Origin of the sequence: Cryobacterium sp. Hh11 (assembly GCF_004404045.1) — a bacterium.
In the GTDB taxonomy this organism is placed as follows: domain Bacteria; phylum Actinomycetota; class Actinomycetes; order Actinomycetales; family Microbacteriaceae; genus Cryobacterium; species Cryobacterium levicorallinum.
Map to the genome: position 1 here is coordinate 37,336 of NZ_SOHF01000006.1, position 20,746 is coordinate 58,081.

Sequence of the window (20,746 nt, forward strand, 5' to 3'; positions counted from 1 at the left end):
ACTTGGACTCCCCATGACTGACAACCACCCCGAGCTCTCCGGCTACGAGCCGAACGACAACTACCGTCCGCTGCGCGGCAAGCACTTCACCGCAATTTTGCGGGTCGCTGTCGTGCTCGGGCTCATTGCCCTGGTGGTGCCGGGCGTGCTCACGACCATGCGGGTCGCCTCCGACACCGCGGCCAACGCCTGCGTGGCCGCGGTGGCCCAGTACTATCCCTTCGCCGTCGACTTCGATGCCCGCTTCGACCTGACCGGACCCGGCGGATTCGGCTGGCAGTGCTACGCGATCGACCAGAACGAGCGCGACACCTTCGTCACGCCGCTCGGCATCATCCCCGCCGCGCCGCGCCAGCTGGCCCCCGCCACCCGCACCTAGCGCGCCTCGAGACCCAGCTGGCGGCCTCCGCTCTTCGCCGAGCCGTGAGTTTCGCCCCGCGGGCACCACCGAGCCGTGAGTTTCGGCCCGAAAATCGCCAAAAATACCCTCAAACTCACGGCTCGACGATCAAAACTCACGGCTCGACGGTTGAAACTCACGGCTCGATGTGGTGGCCGCAACGAGAAGCCAGATTCGACCCCATGCATAGGCCAATGCACGCGGTGGGCGGGCGACAACGCGAGAAAAGCCGCGAAACGGGGCGGGCAGCATCCGTTATTGACGCATTTAATGAAAGGGAGGCGGCGACCACAGCCACCTCCCCAATACGATCTGGTGCCTACGCAGCGCCGTCGAACATCGAGGTGACCGAACCCTCGTCGAAGACCTCATGGATCGCGCGCGCGAGCAGCGGAGCGATCGGCAGCACGGTCAGGGTGGGGAAGCGCTTCTCCGGCGGGATCGGCAGCGTGTCGGTGACGACGACGGCGCTGATGGCCGGGTTCTGCAGCATGTCGACGGCCGGGTCGCTGAACACGGCGTGGGTCGCGGCGACGACGACGCCGATGGCGCCGGCCTCACGGAGGGCCTCCGCCGCCAGGGCGATGGTACGTCCGGTGTCGATCATGTCGTCAACGAGCAGGCAGACGCGGCCGCTGACCTGGCCGACGATCTCGTGCACGGAGACGCGGTTCGGCACGAGCGGGTCGCGACGCTTGTGGATGATCGCCAGCGGCACACCGAGGCGGTCGCTCCAGATGTCAGCGACGCGCACGCGACCCATGTCGGGCGAGACTACGGTGAGGGTGGCCGGGTCGAGCTTCTCGCGGAAGTGCTCGAGCAGCACCGGCATCGCGAACAGGTGGTCGACGGGGCCGTCGAAGAAGCCCTGAATCTGGGCCGCGTGCAGGTCGATCGACATGATGCGGTCGGCGCCGGCGACCTTGAACAGGTCGGCGACGAGGCGGGCCGAGATCGGCTCGCGGCCGCGGCCCTTTTTGTCCTGGCGGGCATAGGGGTAGAACGGTGCGACCACCGTTATGCGCTTGGCCGAGGCACGCTTGAGGGCGTCGACCATGATGAGCTGTTCCATCAGCCATTCGTTGATCGGCGCGGTGTGCGACTGGATGACGAAGGCATCCGAGCCGCGCACGCTCTCGTCGAACCGGGCGTACAGTTCGCCGTTGGCGAAAGTACGTGCGTCGGTGTGGAGCAGCTCAGAACCAAGCTCCGTGGCGATATCGAGAGCGAGCTGCGGGTGTGCTCGCCCCGAAACCAGTACTAGTCGTTTGTCGCCGCTGGTCTTGATTTCCGACACTTATTCTCCAGTCTCTGTGGTGCTGCTCGCTGCGGCTGCTGTCGCCGCAGCTGTGCCGGCCCGGTTGGTCTCGACCCAGCCGTCCATATTGCGTTGCGGGGCCACGTTAATGGCCAAAGCGCCGGCCGGAACGTTTTTGCGAACGACCGTGCCAGCCCCCGTATACGCCCCGTCTCCAATTGTAATCGGGGCGACGAACACGTTGTGCGACCCGGTACGCACGTGCGACCCGATCGCCGAGTGGTGTTTGGCCACTCCGTCATAGTTGGCGAATATTGTTCCGGCGCCGATATTGGACTCGACCCCGACCGTGGCATCGCCAACGTAGCTCAGGTGCGGCACCTTGCTGCCCGCGCCGATCTGGGCGTTTTTGGTCTCGACGAAGGCACCGATCTTGCCATCGGCGCCGAGCACTGTGTTCGGGCGCAGATATGAGAACGGACCGACGGATGCCCCGGCCTCGATCACCGCGAGGGTCGCGTCTGTACGGTTGACGCGCGCGCCTTCGCCGATTTCGCAGTCGCGCAAGGTCGTGTCCGGGCCCACGATGGCGCCGGTGGCCACGACGGTGGCTCCCTCAATCTGGGTGCCCGGCAGCAGAGTGACGTCGGCTGCGAGCACGGCCTTCAGGTCGATCCAGGTCGTGGCCGGGTCTTGCACGGTCACGCCGGCCAGCTGCCAGCCGCGCACGATCAGGGCGTTGAGCTTCTGCGCGGTGTCGCCGAGCTGGGCGCGGTCGTTGATGCCGGCGACGATCCAGGCATCGGCGACGGGAACGGCGCTCACCTCGGAGCCCGCCCGGCGCAGCAGTTCGATCACATCGGTGAGGTACTTCTCACCCTGTGCGTTCGCGGTGGTGAGCTGCGCGAGCTGTTTGCGCAGCTCGGCCAGGCCAAACAGGTAGACACCGGCGTTGATCTCGGTGACGGCCAATTCGGCATCCGTCGCATCTTTTTGCTCGACGATGCGGTCGAAAACACCCTCAACCGAGCGGATGATGCGGCCGTAGCCGGTGGCATCGTCGGGGTAGGCGGAGAGTACGGTGCCGGCGGCGGCACCGGTACGGTGCGAGGCGATGAAGGAGGCGAGCGTGGAGGCGTTCAGCAGCGGCACGTCACCGTTAATGACGAGCACGTCACCGTCCCAGCCGGCCGGAAGCGCGGCGACGGCCTGCTCGACGGCACGACCGGTGCCGGGAATCTCGTCCTGGTCGATGATGGTGCTCTCCGGCAGGTCCTGCGCGACGACAGCGGCGAGCAGGTCGCGCTCGTGCCGCACGACCGTGATGACGTGGGCGGCGTCCAGTGCGCGCGCGGTCGCGAGAACGTGGCTGACGATGGGCACCCCGGCGAGCGGATGCAGCAGCTTCGGCAGGCTGGACTTCATGCGAGTGCCCTGGCCGGCGGCCAACACGATGATGGCGAGGCGGGCGTCTGTCACAGGATTCCTAACGCATTTGGTGAAGAAAGTGAGGGCTCCGCCACCAGGATTCGAACCTGGACCGAACAACTCCAAAGGTTGCCGTGCTGCCGTTACACTATGGCGGACCATGCTGACCGGGGCCAGCAACCTGTCAAGTCTGCCAGATTCCGGCGGCCAGCATGCACCGCTGGCACCTGCAAGAGGCCTCTGGGCGAAGAAAGCACCCGGTAAGCGGGATAATGGAGCAATGCCTGGCCATGATGAAGTCGATCGAATCGTTGATTCGTGGCTGCGTGAACGGCCCGATCTCGACTTCGCGCCACTGCAGGTGCTCAGCCGCGTCGCCCGACTGTCCAAGCATCTCGACCGTGCCCGCCGTACCGCATTCTCCCGTTCGGAGCTCGCGTCCTGGGAATTCGACGTATTGTCGGCCCTGCGCCGGGCCGGCAGCCCCTTTGAGCTCAGCCCGAAGGCCCTGCTGCAGCAGACCCTGGTCTCAAGCGGCACCATGACGAACCGCATCGACGGGCTCGTCGAACGCGGGCTGGTGAAGCGCCGCTCCGCACCGAACGACGGTCGCGGCATCCTGGTGGGCATGACGCCCGCCGGCCTCAGCCGAGTGGATGCCGCGATCACCCGGCTGGTCGAAGCCGAGGCTGCTCTGCTCGCGACCCTCTCGGTGAGCGACCAGGAGCGCCTGGCCGGTCTGCTGCGCAAGTTGAGCCTCGACTTCGACTGAGCCCCACGAGAGCTAGCGGCGGAGCGCCTTGCGGGCGAGGTAGTTGCCGAAGAACTGCACGAACTGCACCAGCACGATAATCAGCAGCACGGCCGCCCAGGTCACGATCGGGTTGAACTGGCGGTAGCCGTACTGCAGGGCGAAGTTGCCCAGGCCGCCGCCGCCGACGTAGCCGGCGACCGCCGACATGTCCACGAGCGCCACGAAAATGAAGGTATAGCCGAGAATCAGCGGTCCAAGCGCTTCGGGCAGCAGCACCGTGAAGATGATGCGAATCGGCCCGGCACCGACGCTGCGCGCCGCGTCGATCACACCGGGCGTCACGGTGAGCAGGTTCTGCTCGACGATGCGCGCCATGGCGAACGACGCCGCGAGGGCGATCGTGAAGATGATGGCGTTATTGCCGATGCCGCTGCCGGTGACGGCCCGGGCGAGCGGTTGCGCCGCCGCGAGAAAGATAATGAACGGAATCGGGCGAATGAAGTTCACCAGCAGATTGAGCAGGAAGAACAACGGTTTGTTCTCGAGGATACTGCCGGCCCGGGTGAGGTAGAGCCCGAGGCCCACCAGCAGCCCACCGAGGCCACCGAAGAAGAGGGTGAGCGCGACGATGTAGAGCGTCTCGTAGGTGGCCGTCCAGAGTTCGGGCAGCAGATTGATCAGGGCATCCATCAGCGCACCTCCGTGACGGTCGTGAGCGTTCGAATATGGGCGAGTACCTGGTCGACGACCGGGTCAGCGCCGGTGAGGGCAAGGGTGAGGTGCCCGAACGGGCGTCCCTGAATCTCGTTAATGCCGCCGTAGACGACCTCGAAGGCGATGCCGGCCCTGGCCAGTTCACCGAAGACGGCGCCCTGGTCGACCGCGCTGTCGCGAAAGGCCAGCGTGACGATGCGGCCGGCGTGACGTTCGCGCAGCACGGCGAGTTCGGCCGGAGATGGCACCCCCTTGACCACGGTCGAGACGAACCGAGCGGATGCCGCGGCTTGCGGGTTCGAGAACACATCAAAGACGGGTCCGCGTTCAATGACCCGGCCCTGGTCCATCACGGCAACCTTGGTCGCGATGGTCTGGATGACATCCATTTCGTGGGTGATCACGATGATGGTGACCCCGAATTCCGCATTCACTCGCTTCAGCAGGGCGAGGACTTCGTGGGTGGTTTCCGGGTCGAGGGCGCTCGTGGCCTCGTCGGCGAGCAGGATGCTCGGCTGGGTGGCGAGGGCACGGGCAATACCGACCCGCTGCTTCTGGCCACCGGAGAGCTGGTCGGGAAAGGACCCGGCCTTGTCGCTGAGGCCGACGAAGTCGAGCAGCTCGGCCACGCGTGCGGCGCGCTTCTCCTTGGGATATCCGGCGACTTCGAGCGGGTAGGCCACATTGCGGGCCACCGTGCGGGAGCCGAGCAGGTTGAACTGCTGAAAGATCATGCCGATGCCGAGGCGCACCTGGCGCAGCTCGCGCTCTCGCAGCGTGGCGATGTTCTGCCCGTTGACCCAGATCTCACCGGAAGTCGAGCGCTCGAGAGCATTGATCAGACGCACCAGGGTGCTCTTGCCGGCACCGGAATAGCCGATAATGCCGTAAATATCGCCGGCTTCAACGTCGAGGCTGACATCGGCGATCGCCGTGACGCTCGCGCCGTCTTTGGACGTGGGCGGGTAGATCTTGCCCACATTGCGCAGACTGACTACAGCCATCCGTTTGCCTCGCTCATTTCATGCTCCGTGATACCCGACACAACAGCGCAGTCCAGGGCGCCTGCTCCCCCGGACTGCGCTGATGAAGCGGATGCTTACTTGGCGGCCTTGATATCGGCCTGAACCGTCGCGAGCGACTTGGCCAGGTCGGAGGCGGGGGTGGTCACCATTTCGGCGGTGTCGCCCGAGACGGCCAGCACGCCGTCCTGCACGTCCTGGGTGTTCTGGTAGATCTCGACGAGCTGCTGGAAGGTCGCGTTGTCCTTGTCTTCGTCCCGCGAGACGAAGATGTTGACGTAGGGCAGCGCCTGCGGGTCGGTCGCGTCATCGGTGGCGATGGCGTCCTCGAACTTGAGTCCGCCCTTCTCGGCGAAGTCGTTGTTAATGACCGCGGCGGCGACGTCGGGCAGCGACGCGACGGTGAGCGAGGCGTCGAGGGCCGTGACCTTGACCTTGGAGGCCTCCTCGTCGATGTCGGACAGGCTGGAGAAGATGGATCCGCCGTCCTTCAGAACGATGAGACCGTTGGACTGCAGAATGACGAGCGCGCGTGCCTGATTGCTGTCGTCGTCGGGCACGGCGATGGTGTCGCCCTTCACGATGTCATCGACGTTGCTGTACTCGGTGGAGTACAGGCCCAGCGGGTAGATGGCCGTGGCGCCGATCGGAGCCAGGTTGTCGCCGCTCGCCTCGTTGTATTCGGCGAGGTAGACGATGTGCTGGAACTGGTTGAGGTCGACCTCTCCGGCGGCGAGGGCCGGGTTCACCTGCGGGTACTGCGCGAAGTCGACGATCTCGATCTCAATGCCCTCGGCCGCTGCGGCCTCGGTGTAGATCGCCCAGTACGGGTCGCTCGCTCCGACGACGCCGATCTTGATGGCATCACCGTCGGTACCGGTGGCCGGTCCTTCGGAGGCTCCGGCACAGCCGGCCAGCAGGGCGACGAGCGGTACGAGGGCGAGACCAGCGAGCAGGCTCTTCTTGTTCACGATTTTCTTCACGGTAATTCCTTCAGGCGCTGTGGGTTCGGTTTCGTATGGCAGGGCGCAGCACAGTGCATTTCGTCACGGTTCGACGAGACGCACTGACAGCTCGCGGGCACACAACAACGACCGGTCAAACCAGAAGGCTGCGCCCACGAGGAGCTGTGTACCGCGGCTGCGCAGGCACCCCTTAACGATACGTGCCGAAGCTGCGACGCGTGGTCTGCACCGACACACTGCGTCACAGCTTCTGCGAAACTAGCCCTCGATCAGCTCAGTAAGTTCGACCCAGCGGGTTTCCAGCGTGGCGATGGTCTCTTCGAGTTCGGTCAGCTTCACGCCGAGTTCGCCGAGACCGGCAAAATCGGACTGGTCGTGGGCGGCGAGCTTCTCGTGCTTCTGCGCAATACGCTCCTGCAACTTGACAACCTTGCGGTCGATGGAGCCGAGCTCCTTCTGGGCGTTGCGCAGTTCAGCGCCGCCCAGGCTGGGGATCTTTTTGGTCTTGCCAGCGGCATCCGTTGGAGAACCGGCTGCCGGGCCGGCGACCGCCCTGCGGCGTACCTCGAGGTACTGGTCGACGCCGCCGGGCAGGTGGCGAAAGCCGCCGTCCATGACCGCGTACTGGTTGTCGGTGACGCGCTCGATCAGGTACCGGTCGTGCGACACGACGAGCAGGGTGCCGGGAAAGGAGTCGAGCAGGTCTTCCATGGCGGCGAGCATGTCGGTGTCGAGGTCGTTGGTGGGCTCGTCGAGGATGAGCACGTTCGGCTCGCTCAGCACGATGAGCAGCAGTTGCAGACGGCGCTTCTGTCCACCGGAGAGGTCCTTGACCTGGGTGGTGAGCTGTGCGCTCAAGAAGCCCATTCGTTCGAGCATCTGGCCGGGCGTGATCTCTTTGCCGCCGGCCATGTAGCTGGTTTTCTGGCGGCCGATGACGTCGCTGACCCGGTCGTTGCGAATCTCGTCGAGTTCGAACAACTGCTGGGTGAGCACAGCCACCTTGATGGTCTTGCCGCGCTTGACGGTTCCAGTCGTCGGCTGCAGGGTGCCGGCGACGAGGTTCAGCAGGGTGGACTTGCCTGCGCCGTTGACGCCCATAATGCCGGTGCGCTCCCCCGGCGCGATGCGCCAGGTGATGTCGTTCAGCACGGTCTTGTCGCCGAATTTCACGCCGATGTCGATGAGGTCGACGACGTCCTTGCCGAGGCGCTGCATCGCCATCGACTGCATCGTGACGGTGTCGCGGGGCGGCGGCTCATTCTCGATCAGCACGTTGGCGGCATCGATGCGGAACTTGGGCTTGGCGGTGCGGGCCGGGGCGCCGCGGCGCAGCCAGGCCAGTTCTTTCTTCATGAGGTTCTGGCGCTTGGATTCAACGACGGAACTCATGCGGTCGCGCTCGACGCGCTGCAGAATGTAGGCGGCGTAGCCACCCTCGAACGGCTCGATCAGGCGGTCGTGCACCTCCCAGGTGATATTGCAGACCTCGTCGAGGAACCACCGGTCGTGGGTGACGACCACGAGTCCGCCCGACTGGGCTGCCCAGCGGGTCTTGAGGTGACCGGCCAGCCAGGAAATGCCTTCCACGTCGAGGTGGTTGGTGGGCTCATCGAGGAAGATGCAGTCGTAATCGCCGATGAGCACGGCGGCGAGGGCCACGCGGCGGCGCTGGCCACCGGAGAGGTCGTCGACGAGGGCGTCCCAGGGGATGTCGCGCACGAGACCACCGATGACGTCGCGCACCTTGGCGTCGCCAGCCCAGACGTGTTCTTCGATGCCGCCGACGATGGTGTGGCCGACGGTCTGGCCGCTGGCGAGGTCGTCGGACTGGTCGAGCATGCCGATCGTGACGCCGCGGCGACGGGTGACCCGGCCTTCGTCGGGTTCCATGCGGCCGGCGAGCAGACGCATCAGGGTGGACTTGCCGTCGCCGTTCTTGCCGACGACGCCGATGCGGTCGCCTTCGTTGAGGCCGGCGGTGACGCTGTCGAAGATGACGCGGGTGGGAAATTCGAGGTGCAGGGACTCAGCCCCGAGAAGATGTGCCATAGCCTCCAAGTTTACGGCACGCCGGGGCGTACGATTCCGGGCTAGTCGTTGATCAGGCGGGCGCCGTGCACCGGGCCGGTGGCGCGCACGACACGCAGGCGGGAGGCGGAGAGCGCGACCTGCAATTCGAGCGCGCTGTCGGCATCCGCTACTAAAAAGGCCACGGTCGGGCCGGAGCCGGAGAGGATACCGGCGAGGGCTCCGTTTTCTTCGCCGAGCTGCAGCACCTTGCCGAGGCCGGGCGCGAGGTGCAGAGCGGGGGCCTGCAGGTCGTTGTGCAGCACGTCGGCGAGCATGTGCGGGTCGCCGGCCCGCAACGCCTGCAGCACGTTTGCGTCGACGGAGGGCTGGTGCTGGGCCGGAAAAATGTCCTGGGCGTGGCGGTCGCGGTGCCGATCGAGTTCCTGATAAACACCGGGTGTCGACATTCCGAAGTCGGCGAGGGCGAGCACCCACTGAAATTTGCCCTTGGCCAGAGCCGGGCTGAGCTGGTCGCCGCGGCCGGTGCCGATCGCGGTGCCGCCGGTGAAGGAGAACGGCACGTCGGCGCCGAGCTTGGCGGCGATCCCGAGCAACTCGTCCTTGGTGGCGTTGGTGCCCCAGAGCGCGTCGCAGGCTAGAAGGGTGGCTGCGGCGTCCGCGGAGCCGCCGCCCATTCCACCGGCAATGGGTACGTTCTTTTCGATCTCGAGGTGCACGCCACCGCGATAGCCGGCCTTGCGGGCCAGGGCCCGAGCGGCTTTGATGGCGAGGTTGGTGCCGCCGGTCGCGAGGCCGGAGGTGTCGATGCTGCCGCTGAATTCGACCGAGAAGTCGGTAGCGGGCGTGGCGCGCACGTCTTCGAACAGGGAAACGGCCTGGTAGGCGGTCGCGAGGTCGTGGTAGCCGTCTTCCATGACGGCACCGACCTTGAGAAAGACGTTGATTTTGCCGGGAGCCCGCGCGTGCACAACGGGGCTGCCGGCGGTCGTCATCATGCTTTTAACTTAGCCCAGCCTGTCTACCCGCACGGACAGCACGCTCGTGCTAGGCCGGTATCCAGACCCGCGCGATGGCGAGAAAGTCGTGCACGGTCAGCTGTTCGCCGCGGGTGGTCGGGTCGATTCCGGCCTCCGACATGAGCGCGGATGCCGCCGTCGAGTCCCCGAGAACCACCGACAGTGACTGGCGCAGCATCTTGCGGCGCTGTTGAAAAGCGGCGTCGACGAGCGCGAAGGTCTTCAGCCGCAGTTCCTCGGATTCCAGCGGGGTGGCGCGACGATCGAAGGCGATCAAGATCGAATCGACGTTGGGAACCGGCCAGAACACCTGGCGGCTGACCTTGCCGGCGGTGCGAAAATCGCCGTACCAGGCGGCTTTGACGCTGGGGCTGCCGTAGACCTTGTTGCCGGGAGGAGCGGCGAGACGCTCGCCGACCTCGGCCTGCACCATGACAACACCGGCGCGAATCGAATCGAAGTGCTCGAGCAGGTAGAGCAGCACCGGAACGGACACGTTGTAGGGCAGGTTGGCGACGAGCCGGGTCGGGTCGCCGGGCAGTTCGGTGATCTTGAGGGCGTCGGCGCGGATGACCGTGAGCGCAGCACCGGGCTGCATGAGATCGACCGTCAGCGGAAGCTGCTCGGCGAGGCGGTCGTCGATCTCCACGGCGACAACGGCAGCGCCGATTTCGAGCATGCCGAGGGTGAGTGAGCCGAGGCCCGGGCCGACCTCGACGACGGTGTCACCCGGCGCGACGCGGGCGACCTTGACGATGCGCCGCACGGTATTGCCGTCGATGACGAAGTTCTGGCCGAGCTTCTTGGTGGGGTTGACTCCGAGCATCTCGGCGAGGTCGCGAATCTCGGCGGGGCCGAGCAGCGTCTTGGTGGGCTTGGCCGCGATGGCGGGGTCAGCGGGGACGGGCTCCGGGGAATGGCGGCCGGTCATGCGAGGCCACCGAGTGGGGCCTGATCGGGATTTTGCCCGTCGTTTGGGGCGGCGAAGGCAGCGGTGACGGGTTCGGCGTCCCAGCGTCCGTAGACCAGCTCGGTGTTGGCGGTGATTTGCGCGGAGAGCAGGGAGACATCCGTTTCGAGGTGGGCGGCCATGCCGCGCAGCGTGTTGGGCAGCAGGTACGGCGCATTGGGCCGGCCACGGTAGGGCAGCGGGGTGAGAAAGGGGGCATCCGTCTCGACCAGCAGCAGGTTGCGCGGGGCGGCGAACAGGGCTTCCCGCAGGTTGCCGGCGTTCTTGAACGTGACATTGCCGGCGAAGGACATATACCAGCCGTGCTCGGCGCACAGCCGGGCCATGTCGGCGTCGCCGGAGAAGCAGTGAAAGACCGTACGTTCGGGGGCGCCAACCCGAAGCAGAGTTTCGATCACGGCCTCGTGGGCATCGCGGTCGTGAATCTGAAGCGCGAGGTTGTGCTCCTTGGCGATGCGGATATGCGCTTCAAAGGAGCGGAACTGGGCGGCGCGACCGTCGTGACCCGTACGAAAGAAGTCGAGGCCGGTCTCGCCGACCGCGACAACGCGCGGCTGGCCGGCGAGTTCGTTGATCACGGCGAGGGCGTCGTCGAGGGTTCCGGCTTCCTCGAGATCGGGTGCCTCGTTGGGATGGATCGCGACGGCGGCCAGCATGCGCGGCTCGATCCGGGCAGCAGCAGCCGACCAACGTGAGGTTTCGACGTCTCCGCCGACCTGGATCACACCGCGCACGCCAACGCTCGAGGCGCGGTCGAGCTGTTCCCGATAGCTGAGCGGATGCTCCCCATCGGCGATTTCGAGATGGGTGTGGTTGTCGTAGACGGGAACAGTGAGTGGCTCCGGTAACGGTGGGTAGCTCAGGTCGCGGCCCGCGGTATTGTCGCGGCGGCGAATGGCACTGCCGTAGCCGTCGATGCCGTCAGGACCAGGCACGTCATTAGGCACCGCGTCATTAGGCATCGGCTGGCTCCACGATCGATTCGATGCGCGGGAACAGCGGTTCGAGCGGGCTGACCTGGGCGCCGCCGGTCCACTCCCACGCCCGGTCGACGCGCTGGTCGGTGAGGGCGCCGTCGCCGCCGAGGGCGGCCCACAGCTTGGCGGTGGCAATGGGAATGACCGGAGAGAGCAGCACTGTGAGGGTGCCGAGGCCGCGCACGGCCGTGTGCAGCACGGTCTCCAGGCGCGCCCGGGTTTCCGGGTTCTTGGCCAGGGCCCACGGTTCCTGCAGGGTGATGTAGCCGTTGAGTTCGTCGACGAGTTCCCACACGCTGGTGAGGGCGTCGTGGATGGCGAGGGTCTCGATGGCTTTCGCCGCGGCATCCGTCACCCGCTGTTCGGTGGCAGCAATCGCGAGGTCGTCGGCTGTGAGCTCGCCGGCGGCCGGCACAACGCCGTCGCAGTAGCGCACGACCATGGCGATCACGCGGGAGGCGAGGTTGCCGAAGCCGTTGGCGAGTTCGGACTGGTAGCGGGCCGAGAGGTCTTCCCAGCTGAACGAACCGTCCTGGCCGAAGCTGATGGCACGCATGAAATAGTAACGAAAGGCATCGGAGCCGAAAGTGTCGGTGATCTGGCTCGGGGCGATACCGGTGAGCTTGGACTTGCTCATCTTCTCGCCGCCGACCAGCAGCCAGCCGTGGCCGAAGACCTGCTTGGGTACCTCGATACCGGCGGCCATGAGCATGGCCGGCCAGATGACGGCGTGAAAACGCAGAATATCCTTGCCGACGATGTGGGTCGCGGGCCAGCGGCTCGCGAATTCCTCGTCGTTCTGACCGTAGCCGGCCGCGGTGATGTAGTTGAGCAGCGCGTCGAACCAGACGTAGACGACGTGCGATTCGTCCCACGGCACCTTGATGCCCCAGTCGAAGCTGGAGCGGGAGATCGACAGGTCACTCAGGCCGCGCTTGACGAAAGACATGACCTCGTTGCGGGCCGCTTCCGGCTGCACGAAGTTGGGGTTCTCTTCGTAGAGCGCGAGCAGACGGTCGGCGAAGGCACTCATCTTGAAGAAGTAGTTCTTCTCGTGCAGCAATTCGACCGGCTTGGAGTGGATCGCGCAAACCGGTTGGCCGGCGTATTCGCCGGTGCCGTCGACGAGGTCGGTGGTCTGCTTGTATTCCTCGCAGCCGACGCAGTAGTAGCCCTCATACTCGCCGGTGTAGATGTGGCCCTCGTCGTGCAGGTGCTGCAGAAACTTCTGCGCGTTCACCTCGTGGCGTTCGTCGGTGGTGCGGATGAAGTCGTCGTTGGCAATATTGACGGTCTCCAGCAGCGGCTTCCACGCGGTCTCGACCAGCCGGTCGGCCCATTCCTTCGGCGTGACGCCGTTGGCGGTGGCGGTGCGCAGAATCTTCTGGCCGTGTTCGTCGGTGCCGGTGAGCAGCCAGGCGTCATCGCCCGACTGCCGGTGCCAGCGTGCGAGCACATCGGCGGCGACCTCGGTGTAGGCGTGCCCGATGTGCGGCACATCATTCACGTAGAAAATGGGCGTGGTGATGTAAAAAGAGCCTGCGGACATGCGTTCATCTTATGCGCAGCGTGCGGCCCTGACGTTTTGTTACTCGTTGTGGGAGCTCTCCGCCGCTGGGCCGGCGGCTGCCAGGTGGTGTCGGTGGCCGAAGACCAGCGGGAGCGCCTCGTGGATGGGCGGAACCGGCGGGCGGTTCGGGGCATCCTTCGTTACCTCGCTCTCGCGCACGTCAATGCCACGTATCTTCTGGTGCGCATACTCGACTGGCATCATGCACAGCACGATCTTGCCGTGGGCATGCCCAGCTTCCAGCTCCCGATAGGCGTCCCGCACCCGTTCGAATGGGTAAATGGCGGCAACCGGAATCACGATCTGATGGTCGGCGATCAGGCGCGCAATCTTCTCAAGCACGACGGTGTCGGTCGAGTCAACATTCATCAGTCCGTTGTCGCCCAGGCGATTCAGCTCGGCATCAACACCATCGGGCGCAATCCGCCGCAACCGCTCGTCGAATCCTGGACCGTATTCCACCGGTATCACGCCGATTTGGCGCAGGTAGTCAAAACTGTTCTGGCTGGCGGTGCCGATAACTCGGGCTCCACGTCGTTTGGCCAACTGTGCCGCGATCACGCCGACACCACCGTGTGCGGCGTGCACGAGCACCGTGCGACCCGGGCCGGGGCTCGCGCCGGAGACCGCCTGCCACGCGGTCGCTGCAGCAACGTAAAGGCTGCCGGCGATCTCCCACGGCAACCGCTCGGGCTTGTGAATGATGTTCCCTACCGGGACTGTGACAAAATTCGCCTGGGAACCGCGCACCGTGTGACCGAGCACCGCGTCGCCGATTTTCCACCCGGTGACGCCCACACCGGCACCCACGATAATGCCGGCGAAGTCGCTGCCCTGTCCTGCCGGGAAGTGCGCAGGCCATTCATTGTCGAGTCGCCCTTCCCGAATACTGGATTCGCCAGGGTTCAGGCCTGCCGCCATGACCTCAACGACCACCTCACCGACACCAGGAACCGGCGCGGTCATCTCGACCAGATCGAGAACCTCCGGCCCCCCATAGCGGGAGAATTGCACCGAGCGCCACATGAGAACCTCCCGAGGTTGGTCGCGACCGTGCGACTCACACTTACCGAACCTAACGCGGAAGAGGACTCGGGTATTCCGGTTTTTTCACGGCAGGTTTTCCCGGGCCGGCCTTGGCCTGCAGCGCGTGCTCGTACAGTTCACGCTTGCCAAGTCCGCTGGCCGCGGACACGTCGGCCGCAGCTTCTTTCAAGCGGATGCCGCCAGCCACCAAATCCAGCACCTCGGCCACGCCCATGGCCAGGTCCAGCACCCGCACTTCGGCACCGGCCACCACGATGCAGATCTCGCCGCGCACCCCCAAAGCCGCCCATTCGGCCAGCTCTGCAGCTGTACCGCGTTTGACCTCTTCGAAGAATTTGGTCAGTTCGCGGCAGACCACGACGCGGCGGTCAGGGCCGAGCGTTGCGGCGAGGTCGAGCAGCGAGTCAGCCAGGCGATTGGGCGATTCGAAGAAGACCATAGTGCGGCGTTCGGCGCTGAGATCGCGCAGCAGTTTGACCCGCTCGCCGTGTTTGCGCGGCAGGAACCCCTCGAAGGTGAACCGGTCGGTCGGCAGCCCGGACACGGCGAGGGCGGTCAGCACGGCGGACGGGCCGGGCAGGGCGGTGACCTGCACGCCGGCGGCGACTGCGGCATCCACTAAATGAAAGCCGGGATCGGAAACGGTGGGCATGCCGGCGTCGCTGAGGACGAGAATGTCCGTATCGCGGGCCAGTTCGACCAGTTCGGCGGCCTTGCCGCGTTCGTTGTGATCGTGCAGGGCAATGAGTCTGGGTCGGTTCTCGATGCCGAGGGCTTTGAGCAGGTGCACCGTGACGCGGGTGTCTTCGGCCGCCACGATGGTGATGGTGCTCAGGGTCTCGATCAGGCGCCGGGAGGCGTCGCCGAGGTTTCCGATCGGGGTGGCAGCAAGAATGATCATGCTGCAATTCTCGCAGCACCAGCCGAGCATCCGTTCTTCGGTCCCTCTGTACGATGGTCACGTGCTCGCTACTAGTCGATGGGTTCGCTGGGGCGCTCCCCTCGCAGTGGTCCTCCTGGCCGCGGTGCTACGGCTGTGGAACCTCGGCGTGCCGCACGCGCTCGTCTTCGACGAGACGTTTTATGTCAAGGACGCCTGGAGCCTGTTCAATAACGGCTACGAGTCCACCTGGCCGGCAGACGCCAACGTTCAGTTCGAGGCGGGCCACACCGACATCTTCACAACCGACCCGTCCTTTGTCGTGCATCCGCCGCTCGGAAAATGGCTCATCGGGCTCGGCATGAATCTGCTCGGCCCCGGCAACCCGTGGGGCTGGCGGCTGGCGACGGTCGTGGTGGGAGTGCTCGCGGTCGTGCTCATCATGCTCATGGCGCAGAAGCTGTTTCAGTCCCGCTTGCTCGCCCTGATCACCGGTTTTCTGCTCGCGATCGACGGTCACGCCATCGTCATGAGCCGCGTGGCGCTGCTCGACAACTTCGTGATGTTCTTCGCCTTGCTCGGTTTCGGGGCAATCCTGCTGGACCGCGAGTGGCACGCGACTCGACTGGCCAGCCGACTGGCCGGGCTCCGCGAGCAGGGCTGGGGTCCGGCGCTGTGGTGGCGGCCCTGGCTGCTCGCCGCCAGCCTCGCCTTCGGTCTGGCCAGCTCGGTGAAATGGTCCGGCGTCTATTTTCTCGCCGCGTTCGGCATCTACCTCGTCGTCGTGGATGCGCTGGCCCGGCGCCGTAATGGCGTGTCATTCTGGCTCAGCGCCGCCATCCTCAAACAGGCCCCGGTCACGTTTCTGCTGCTGGTTCCGATTGCCGTCATGACGTTCCTGGTTTCCTGGACCGGCTGGTTTGTCACGCGCGGTGGGTACTACCGCCAATGGGCCGATTCGACCGGGGCCGACGGGGCAGGAACCGCATGGACCGTTCCGCTCGCCTGGGTTCCGCATACCCTGCAGAGCTTCTGGCATTACCAGGCGGCGGCGTACACGTATCACGTGGGGCTCGCCACACCGCATCCCTACCAGGCAAACCCGTTGACCTGGCTGTTCATGACCCGACCGACCAGCATGTACTACCGCGGTTCCAGCTCGGGTGAATTCGGCTGCGAGTTGCAGAGCTGCTCTGAGGCCATCACTTCGGTCGGTAACCCTCTCATCTGGTGGGCGGCGACGGCAGCGCTGTTCTACCTCGTCTACCGGCTGGCTCGGTATCGGGAATGGCGGGTCGGTTTCATATTGATGGGCATGGTCGCCGGCTACCTACCGTGGTTGATGTACCTCAACCGCACGGTTTTTCAGTTTTATACGATCGCCTTCGAACCGTATCTGCTGCTCGGACTCACCTTCGTCATTGGCCTGGTACTGAAGCAAATTCCCGACCAGGCGCGGCCCAAACGCAGGCATTCAGCACATTCGCAGGTACCGGAATACGATCCCCAACCACAGCCTGGGGCTCTTCGGGCGGTCATCGTCGGCCTCGGCGTCGCCCTGCTGCTCACGGCGTTTTTCTTCCCGGTATGGACCGGAATGCAGACATCCTTCCTGTTTTGGCAACTGCATGTATGGATGCCAAGTTGGCGATAGAACGGTCGAATACATTCCATTTTTGGCATATAATGACTGAGAATGCTGTGTGAATAAAGCACGAATCGCGTTCGGACGACCGTAGACTGACGACTATCTGCACGACGAGTAATCGCTCACGTCCCGACTGAGAAGTCCCGATCCACTAAGGCCTCATGTCGGAAGCACTAGCCGCACCCTCGGTCCGTATCATCAGGACCCGCCCGGGTGGAGACACCAAGAACCCCACAACCGAATACTCCGCACTCCTGCACACCGTGCGCAATCTGGGCCTGCTCGGCCGGCGCACCGGTTTCTACTGGATGGTGTTCTCCATCCTCGTCGTCGCCACGGGCGGCGCTATTGCCGGTTTCGTTCTGCTCGGTGACACCTGGTATCAGCTGATCATCGCCGCAGCCCTCGGCCTCATCTTCACCCAGTTCGCATTCTTAGCGCACGAAGCTTCACACCGTGCCGTGTTCACCTCCGGCAAGGCCAACGACCGAGCCGGTCGCATCCTGGCCAACCTGTTCGTCGGCATCAGCTACGCCTGGTGGATGACCAAGCACAGCCGGCACCACGCCAACCCGAACGTCATCGGCAAGGACCCCGACATCGAGCCCGACTTCATCGTGTTCCGCGAGGAAGACGCCAAGAAGGTCAGCCGCCTCGGCGCACTCGTCACCCGCAAGCAGGGCTACTTCTTCTTTCCGCTATTGATGTTCGAAGGCATCAACCTGCACATTCAGGGCTTCAAGACGGTCTTCGGCAAGCACAAGGTCGACCAGCGCTGGATCGAGATCACGATGCTCGTCACCCGCATCTCGCTCTACCTTGCCGTCATCTTCTTCTTTCTGCCGCTCGGCATGGCCTTCGCCTTCGTCGGCGTGCAGATGGCCGTGTTCGGCGTCTACATGGGTGCATCCTTTGCCCCCAACCACAAGGGGATGCCGCAGCTTCCGGCCGAAAGCAAGGTCGACTTTCTGCGCCGCCAGGTGCTGACCAGCCGCAATATTCGCGGTGGCACCTTCATCGACACGTATATGGGCGGGCTCAACTACCAGATTGAGCACCACCTGTTTCCGAACATGGCCCGACCGCACCTGCGCAAGGCGCAGGAAATCGCCAAGGAATACTGCCAGTCGCACGACGTGAAGTACACCGAGACCGGCGTCTTCGAAAGCTACGGCATCGTCATCGCTTACCTCAACAAGGTCGGCCTAGCCGCTCGTGACCCGTTCGACTGCCCGATGACCGCACGGTTCCGCACGCACTAGTTCCACACGCACTAGTTCCGCAGCACTGAATACCTGAAGGCCGTCTCTCCGGAGGCGGCCTTCGCGCGTGGCAGCTGGACCATTTCTGAGAATGTGTCAAATGGGTGCTGTTCGGTGTCAGAGCTTGCTGTTGGCCGCCGCCCTGCTCGCGCCGGTTGGTCTGGCCCTGGCCATTCCACAGTCGGCCCAGGCCATCGATGACGGAACCCGGGGCGGGCATCCGAACGCGCTGACTCTGTCCGCGTTTGGAGCCGATCAGTTTGGCACCGACGACTCGACGGCGCTGTTCGAGGAGACGTTCTATTCCATCGGCGGCGGGTTCATTCGGCACGACGGCGACCAGAGTCGCGTGGCCGCTCCTGAGCAGCCGCTCCCCTTCGGGTCCAGCGTCGAATTGCTCGCGCTCTGCGACGCGCACGAGCTCAGCATCTGCGAGGTCGCGCGCCGCAACGAAGAAGCCATCCATGGCAGCGCCTCGCTCGATGCCGGACTCGACGCCATCTGGGACGCCATGCACGTCTGTGTCGAAGCCGGCCTGGTCGCCGAGGGCACGCTGCCGGGCGGACTCAAAGTCAAGCGTCGGGCCGCAGCGGTACGTATGCGCTTAGATGAATATGACCGCCTGCCCGCACACGACCGGGACACCTCGACCGAGTGGCTGCACGCCTTCGCGCTCGCGGTCAACGAAGAGAATGCGGCCGGCGGACGTGTTGTCACCGCGCCGACCAACGGGGCGGCTGCCAGGCCGAGGTCGGAGCTGCGTGTGCCATGGCGTCCGGTGCGCTCTGTGCCGTGCTCGGCGGCACACCGCGCCAGGTTGAAAATGCGGCCGAGATTGCGATGGAGCATCACCTTGGACTGACCTGCGACCCGGTCGGCGGCCTCGTGCAGGTGCCCTGTATCGAACGCAACGCGATCGCCTCGTCGACGGCGGTATCGGCGGCCCGGCTGGCTCTGCACGGCGACGGCACCCACCTGGTCTCGCTCGACACCGTCATCGAGACCATGCGCCAAACCGGACTCGACATGATGACGAAGTACAAGGAAACCAGCGAGGGTGGCCTTGCGGTCAACGTGATCGAGTGCTGATCTGATCCCCAATGGGGGTAGTGATACCTGTCCGACCGGACCGGTCACCCCCTAAGCTGGCTGAACGCGTGGGTCGGCCGGGCCGCACCGTCTTTCTTTGAAGGGTTCCACCATTCGCACCGTTTTCGCACGTCGCCCCCGGGGCATCGCCGTCGCCGCCCTCCTGCTCGTTGCGCTGGTCGGCTGCGCCGGTGAACCAGCACCCGCGGTGACGGTGACCATCACGCCGAGCGTCGCACCGACGCCTTCGCCCACCCCGACGCCAACGCCAACGCCCACTCCGACACCCACGGAGGAAGCGGCATTGATTCCCAACCCGGAAGTACCCGATCTCGTGCCGAACGCGGAACCGGTGCCGCTGCCTCAGGGGCCGGCCGTCGACCTCGGCAGCACACCCGGGGCGCGCGGCACCACGATGTCCGATGGTGCCGGCGCGCTGCTCACCTACACGGTCATCGAAGGTGACGCATTCTTCGATATCGCCCAGCGATTCAATATCCCGGTGCAGCTATTGCTCACCATGAATCCCTCCGTGCCCGGACTCGGCGAGAACATCTACATCAAACAGAAAATCAACCTCGATTGGACCACGACGCTGTAGCTGTGTCTCTGAACGACCTGAACCGACTCCGATTCCGGCCGGTGTCGGCGGCCACCGCTAGCCTTGAATTATGACTTCACCCGTGCCATCCCCGCTCGTCGTGTCCAGCCCCATTGTGTCCACGCAATGGCTGGCCGACCATCTCGGTTCCGACAATCTGGTCATTCTCGACGCCACCGTGTTTGCCCTGGCACCCGTCACCCCCGATGGGCCGCGTTACCTCAGTGGGCGCGAGGACTACCTCACCAAGGGACACATCCCCGGTGCCGTGTTCGCCGACCTGTTCGAGGTTTTCTCAGACCCGACCGGCGAATTCGACTTCTCGCGGCCGAACGCCGAACTGTTTGAAGCGGCCGCAGCATCCGTCGGCATTGACAATGAGACCACGGTGGTCGTCTACGACGCCGTCGTCGGTCAATGGGCGGCGCGCATCTGGTGGCTGTTCCGATCCTTCGGCTACGACGATGTCGCCGTGCTCGACGGCGGCCTGACCAAGTGGCACGCCGAAACGCGCCCGTACGCCACCGGCGCCGTACGCCCACGAGTCGCCGGCGGCACGCACCCAAGATTCGCCGGCGGCACGCACCCAAGATTCGCCGGCGGCTTCGTAGCAACGCCGCGGCCCGAGCTGTGGGTCGACAAGAGCTTCGTCGAGTCGATCGTCGCCGGCCACGCGGATGCCGCCCTCGTTTGCTCCATACCGCCGGCGGAGTTCGCCGGTACGGCCGGAACCCGCCCGCGCGCCGGGCACATTCCGGGCAGCATCAGCCTGCCAGCCGCGAAGCTCGTCGACCCCGTCACGAACGCGTTCCTCCGTGGTGACGCGCTCAAGGCGACCCTCGCGCCCACCGTGACCTCGAGCGCTCACCTCGTGACCTACTGCGGCGGCGGGATCGCCGCGGCGGCCAGCGCTCTCGCGCTCATCCGCGCCGGCAACGAGCACGTCTCGATCTATGACGGGTCGCTCAACGAGTGGACGGCCGACGCGGCCGCGCCACTGAGCGCTCCCGGCGCATAGCGGCGCAGCACACCGACACCGCACGCGCACGCCCGATCTGGGTAGCCGCTACGCCCGTTACCGAAGCGGCTACCCAGTCGTGGGCGCGGTCAA

At 65.2% G+C, this 20,746-nt stretch carries 18 protein-coding genes, 1 tRNA gene and 1 pseudogene; 7 read left to right on the plus strand and 13 right to left on the minus strand.

Annotated elements, in window-relative coordinates; translation table 11 throughout:
* Nucleotides 1-13: 13 nt before the first annotated feature.
* Nucleotides 14-379, plus strand: coding sequence for a hypothetical protein (locus tag E3T46_RS01840; protein WP_092451631.1), 366 nt, complete (start codon nucleotides 14-16; stop codon nucleotides 377-379).
* A gap of 340 nt (nucleotides 380-719) precedes the next feature.
* Here the strand turns inward: E3T46_RS01840 and E3T46_RS01845 are convergent, their stop codons facing one another.
* The 3 genes from E3T46_RS01845 to E3T46_RS01855 all read right to left on the minus strand — a co-directional run bounded on the left by E3T46_RS01845 (nucleotide 720) and on the right by E3T46_RS01855 (nucleotide 3,244).
* Nucleotides 720-1,697, minus strand: coding sequence for a ribose-phosphate diphosphokinase (locus E3T46_RS01845; RefSeq protein WP_092340644.1), 978 nt, complete (start codon nucleotides 1,695-1,697; stop codon nucleotides 720-722).
* Nucleotides 1,698-3,137, minus strand: a complete 1,440-nt coding sequence (gene glmU, locus E3T46_RS01850; protein WP_134441626.1) for a bifunctional UDP-N-acetylglucosamine diphosphorylase/glucosamine-1-phosphate N-acetyltransferase GlmU — start codon at nucleotides 3,135-3,137, stop codon at nucleotides 1,698-1,700.
* A 35-nt stretch (nucleotides 3,138-3,172) separates the two neighbouring features.
* Nucleotides 3,173-3,244 (minus strand) — tRNA-Gln (locus E3T46_RS01855).
* Between the two features lie 122 nt (nucleotides 3,245-3,366).
* Between E3T46_RS01855 and E3T46_RS01860 the strand changes: the two genes are divergently transcribed.
* Entirely contained in the window at nucleotides 3,367-3,858 is a 492-nt protein-coding gene (locus tag E3T46_RS01860) for a MarR family transcriptional regulator (protein ID WP_092451627.1), read from the plus strand.
* Nucleotides 3,859-3,870: 12 nt separating this feature from the next.
* Here the strand turns inward: E3T46_RS01860 and E3T46_RS01865 are convergent, their stop codons facing one another.
* The 10 genes from E3T46_RS01865 to rsmI form a co-directional block, all read right to left on the minus strand.
* Nucleotides 3,871-4,530: an ABC transporter permease subunit gene (locus E3T46_RS01865; RefSeq protein ID WP_134577245.1), complete on the minus strand. Its 660-nt coding sequence runs from the start codon at nucleotides 4,528-4,530 to the stop codon at nucleotides 3,871-3,873.
* Entirely contained in the window at nucleotides 4,530-5,558 is a 1,029-nt protein-coding gene (locus E3T46_RS01870) for a methionine ABC transporter ATP-binding protein (RefSeq protein ID WP_134577246.1), read from the minus strand. The genes E3T46_RS01865 and E3T46_RS01870 overlap by 1 nt, the downstream gene beginning before the upstream one ends.
* 95 nt (nucleotides 5,559-5,653) lie before the next feature.
* Nucleotides 5,654-6,550 (minus strand): MetQ/NlpA family ABC transporter substrate-binding protein, encoded by an 897-nt coding sequence (locus tag E3T46_RS01875; protein WP_241980407.1) that lies wholly within the window; start codon nucleotides 6,548-6,550, stop codon nucleotides 5,654-5,656.
* A gap of 249 nt (nucleotides 6,551-6,799) precedes the next feature.
* Nucleotides 6,800-8,593, minus strand: coding sequence for an ABC-F family ATP-binding cassette domain-containing protein (locus E3T46_RS01880; protein ID WP_092451601.1), 1,794 nt, complete (start codon nucleotides 8,591-8,593; stop codon nucleotides 6,800-6,802).
* 41 nt (nucleotides 8,594-8,634) lie between these two features.
* The gene (locus tag E3T46_RS01885; RefSeq protein ID WP_134577266.1) at nucleotides 8,635-9,567 is read right to left on the minus strand and encodes a 4-(cytidine 5'-diphospho)-2-C-methyl-D-erythritol kinase; all 933 of its coding nucleotides are present in this window, start codon (nucleotides 9,565-9,567) and stop codon (nucleotides 8,635-8,637) included.
* A 52-nt stretch (nucleotides 9,568-9,619) separates the two neighbouring features.
* Nucleotides 9,620-10,417 carry a 16S rRNA (adenine(1518)-N(6)/adenine(1519)-N(6))-dimethyltransferase RsmA gene (rsmA, locus tag E3T46_RS01890; protein ID WP_241980408.1) on the minus strand — a complete coding sequence of 266 codons (798 nt, stop codon included), beginning with the start codon at nucleotides 10,415-10,417 and terminating at the stop codon, nucleotides 9,620-9,622.
* Between the two features lie 101 nt (nucleotides 10,418-10,518).
* Entirely contained in the window at nucleotides 10,519-11,523 is a 1,005-nt protein-coding gene (locus E3T46_RS01895; RefSeq protein ID WP_134577248.1) for a TatD family hydrolase, read from the minus strand.
* Nucleotides 11,516-13,087 carry a methionine--tRNA ligase gene (gene metG, locus E3T46_RS01900; protein ID WP_134577249.1) on the minus strand — a complete coding sequence of 524 codons (1,572 nt, stop codon included), beginning with the start codon at nucleotides 13,085-13,087 and terminating at the stop codon, nucleotides 11,516-11,518. The genes E3T46_RS01895 and metG overlap by 8 nt, the downstream gene beginning before the upstream one ends.
* Before the next feature lie 39 nt (nucleotides 13,088-13,126).
* Nucleotides 13,127-14,134: an NADP-dependent oxidoreductase gene (locus E3T46_RS01905; RefSeq protein WP_134577250.1), complete on the minus strand. Its 1,008-nt coding sequence runs from the start codon at nucleotides 14,132-14,134 to the stop codon at nucleotides 13,127-13,129.
* A gap of 49 nt (nucleotides 14,135-14,183) precedes the next feature.
* The gene (gene rsmI, locus E3T46_RS01910; RefSeq protein ID WP_134577251.1) at nucleotides 14,184-15,056 is read right to left on the minus strand and encodes a 16S rRNA (cytidine(1402)-2'-O)-methyltransferase; all 873 of its coding nucleotides are present in this window, start codon (nucleotides 15,054-15,056) and stop codon (nucleotides 14,184-14,186) included.
* Between rsmI and E3T46_RS01915 the strand changes: the two genes are divergently transcribed.
* The 5 genes and pseudogenes from E3T46_RS01915 to E3T46_RS01935 all read left to right on the plus strand — a co-directional run bounded on the left by E3T46_RS01915 (nucleotide 15,055) and on the right by E3T46_RS01935 (nucleotide 20,653).
* On the plus strand, nucleotides 15,055-16,689 hold the full coding sequence (locus E3T46_RS01915) for a phospholipid carrier-dependent glycosyltransferase (protein WP_241980405.1): 1,635 nt from the start codon (nucleotides 15,055-15,057) through the stop codon (nucleotides 16,687-16,689). The two genes, rsmI and E3T46_RS01915, sit on opposite strands and share 2 nt — an antisense overlap.
* 155 nt (nucleotides 16,690-16,844) lie before the next feature.
* Nucleotides 16,845-17,945, plus strand: coding sequence for an acyl-CoA desaturase (locus tag E3T46_RS01920; RefSeq protein ID WP_134441641.1), 1,101 nt, complete (start codon nucleotides 16,845-16,847; stop codon nucleotides 17,943-17,945).
* 214 nt (nucleotides 17,946-18,159) lie between these two features.
* Nucleotides 18,160-19,034, plus strand: a pseudogene (locus tag E3T46_RS01925) (L-serine ammonia-lyase, iron-sulfur-dependent, subunit alpha); the annotation flags it as partial.
* A gap of 97 nt (nucleotides 19,035-19,131) precedes the next feature.
* Nucleotides 19,132-19,635, plus strand: coding sequence for a LysM domain-containing protein (locus E3T46_RS01930; protein WP_134577253.1), 504 nt, complete (start codon nucleotides 19,132-19,134; stop codon nucleotides 19,633-19,635).
* Between the two features lie 70 nt (nucleotides 19,636-19,705).
* Nucleotides 19,706-20,653 carry a rhodanese-like domain-containing protein gene (locus E3T46_RS01935; RefSeq protein WP_134577254.1) on the plus strand — a complete coding sequence of 316 codons (948 nt, stop codon included), beginning with the start codon at nucleotides 19,706-19,708 and terminating at the stop codon, nucleotides 20,651-20,653.
* Nucleotides 20,654-20,746: the final 93 nt, after the last annotated feature.

Excerpts from the sequence above, each read along its gene's own strand:
- rsmI (WP_134577251.1), bottom strand. The coding sequence starts at position 15,056 with ATGATCATTCTTGCTGCCACCCCGATCGGAAACCTCGGCGACGCCTCC.
- E3T46_RS01865 (WP_134577245.1), bottom strand. The coding sequence starts at position 4,530 with ATGGATGCCCTGATCAATCTGCTGCCCGAACTCTGGACGGCCACCTAC.
- E3T46_RS01915 (WP_241980405.1), top strand. The coding sequence starts at position 15,055 with ATGCTGCAATTCTCGCAGCACCAGCCGAGCATCCGTTCTTCGGTCCCT.
- E3T46_RS01895 (WP_134577248.1), bottom strand. The coding sequence starts at position 11,523 with ATGCCTAATGACGCGGTGCCTAATGACGTGCCTGGTCCTGACGGCATC.
- E3T46_RS01840 (WP_092451631.1), top strand. The coding sequence starts at position 14 with ATGACTGACAACCACCCCGAGCTCTCCGGCTACGAGCCGAACGACAAC.
- E3T46_RS01935 (WP_134577254.1), top strand. The coding sequence starts at position 19,706 with ATGACTTCACCCGTGCCATCCCCGCTCGTCGTGTCCAGCCCCATTGTG.
- rsmA (WP_241980408.1), bottom strand. The coding sequence starts at position 10,417 with ATGCTCGGAGTCAACCCCACCAAGAAGCTCGGCCAGAACTTCGTCATC.
- E3T46_RS01905 (WP_134577250.1), bottom strand. The coding sequence starts at position 14,134 with ATGTGGCGCTCGGTGCAATTCTCCCGCTATGGGGGGCCGGAGGTTCTC.
- E3T46_RS01880 (WP_092451601.1), bottom strand. The coding sequence starts at position 8,593 with ATGGCACATCTTCTCGGGGCTGAGTCCCTGCACCTCGAATTTCCCACC.
- metG (WP_134577249.1), bottom strand. The coding sequence starts at position 13,087 with ATGTCCGCAGGCTCTTTTTACATCACCACGCCCATTTTCTACGTGAAT.
- E3T46_RS01885 (WP_134577266.1), bottom strand. The coding sequence starts at position 9,567 with ATGACGACCGCCGGCAGCCCCGTTGTGCACGCGCGGGCTCCCGGCAAA.
- E3T46_RS01920 (WP_134441641.1), top strand. The coding sequence starts at position 16,845 with ATGTCGGAAGCACTAGCCGCACCCTCGGTCCGTATCATCAGGACCCGC.
- E3T46_RS01860 (WP_092451627.1), top strand. The coding sequence starts at position 3,367 with ATGCCTGGCCATGATGAAGTCGATCGAATCGTTGATTCGTGGCTGCGT.
- E3T46_RS01870 (WP_134577246.1), bottom strand. The coding sequence starts at position 5,558 with ATGGCTGTAGTCAGTCTGCGCAATGTGGGCAAGATCTACCCGCCCACG.